We start from the raw sequence: 1,052 nt of genomic DNA, 5'->3' as shown, positions 1-1,052 counted from the left end.
ACTCAAAGCGTTCCCGCCCCTCAACGGTGGTCAGCGACACCGTCCAGTCCCTCTCACGGAAAGAGAAGATGCGGGCGTCAAAGGACTCCGTCCCGCTAGCGCGAAAGGTAACAAAGCCAGACTTGAACGCTTTGACCGGACGATTCTTTTGCTGGGCAACCTTGCGGGCAGCGGCCAGCCTTCTGCACACCTGTTGTGCTAGGTTGCTGGATAGCCCGAAGCGGGTACGAATTGCGCGGTAGCAGAGCGATTGAAGCTTGACTGCGTTGACCGCCTTCTCTGGCGTGTTTTGGTTGACCCAGTAAGGCCTACGGCCCGCTGGCGCGAGGAGTGCTTGTGCAAAAGCCGACAAGGTTGCCTCTAGCTTCACGGCTTGCGAAGCAGACACCTTGAGCTTGCAGGAGATAGTCAGGACTTGGGTCATGTCACAACTATATGTCGTCCGCATTTCTCCCGAGCCTGACCCTACGGGTACAGGGCGGGGCTCCTGCAGTTTCTAGCTGAAGATTCTTGAAGCCTTCCCCAGAGCAGATCGACCGCTTCGCCCGCGCTCTTCTGGCGGTGCAGCCCCTTCTGGCGGCCACCCAAATCGCCTGCAGCAGGCCAACGGCAGCGAGGAACGTCGGCAAATTGAACAACAGTTTGAAACCGCAGCCGCCAAGGTCATCGCCGCCCATCAACTGACCCCAGAGGACTATCACCGCATCTCTGCCAGCGCCCAGTCGGATCCGGGTGTAGCAGCCGCAGTCACCGCAGCCGTGCGCCGCTGGATGTCGCCCTAGCCCGACAAGACCCTGGCCTGCAGGCGGGAGGAGAAAACTTCGTAAATAACCGTCAAAGGTTGGCCTCGGTGCAGCAAAAGATAATGCCTAGCCCAGAAAGGGCCAGGACACTGCAGCAGCCGGGCAATCGGGTCTGTCTCACCATAGTAAAGGCCGCGCAGATCGCGAAAGGTCTCCAGTTTTTCTTGGATTAGATTTTGGCCAATGGGCAAATCGGGATGGGGCAAGTATCGAGCCAGATGGTCGGAGTTCCACCAAGAGGTGGCATAG

General features: G+C 58.7%; 3 protein-coding genes and 1 pseudogene. 2 read left to right on the top strand and 2 right to left on the bottom strand.

The features are described from left to right. Positions 1 to 424: pseudogene (locus tag NW844_RS12870) on the bottom strand (hypothetical protein); the annotation flags it as partial. An 86-nt stretch (positions 425 to 510) separates the two neighbouring features. Here NW844_RS12870 and NW844_RS12865 point away from each other — a divergent pair. Both NW844_RS12865 and NW844_RS12860 read left to right on the top strand, forming a co-directional pair. After that, positions 511 to 684 carry a hypothetical protein gene (locus tag NW844_RS12865; RefSeq protein ID WP_414336215.1) on the top strand — a complete coding sequence of 58 codons (174 nt, stop codon included), beginning with the start codon at positions 511 to 513 and terminating at the stop codon, positions 682 to 684. Beyond that, positions 630 to 782, top strand: a complete 153-nt coding sequence (locus NW844_RS12860) for a DUF4168 domain-containing protein (RefSeq protein WP_414336217.1) — start codon at positions 630 to 632, stop codon at positions 780 to 782. The genes NW844_RS12865 and NW844_RS12860 overlap by 55 nt, the downstream gene beginning before the upstream one ends. Here the strand turns inward: NW844_RS12860 and NW844_RS12855 are convergent. Next, the coding region (locus tag NW844_RS12855; RefSeq protein WP_414336213.1) for a chorismate pyruvate-lyase family protein at positions 779 to 1,052 on the bottom strand (274 nt) is incomplete at its 5' end. The two genes, NW844_RS12860 and NW844_RS12855, sit on opposite strands and share 4 nt — an antisense overlap.

The organism is Synechococcus sp. H55.2 (assembly GCF_047462495.1).
Lineage (GTDB): Bacteria > Cyanobacteriota > Cyanobacteriia > Thermostichales > Thermostichaceae > Thermostichus.
The sequence above is the reverse complement of the archived record's forward strand: the minus strand, read 5'-3'. Positions and strand labels throughout refer to the sequence as shown.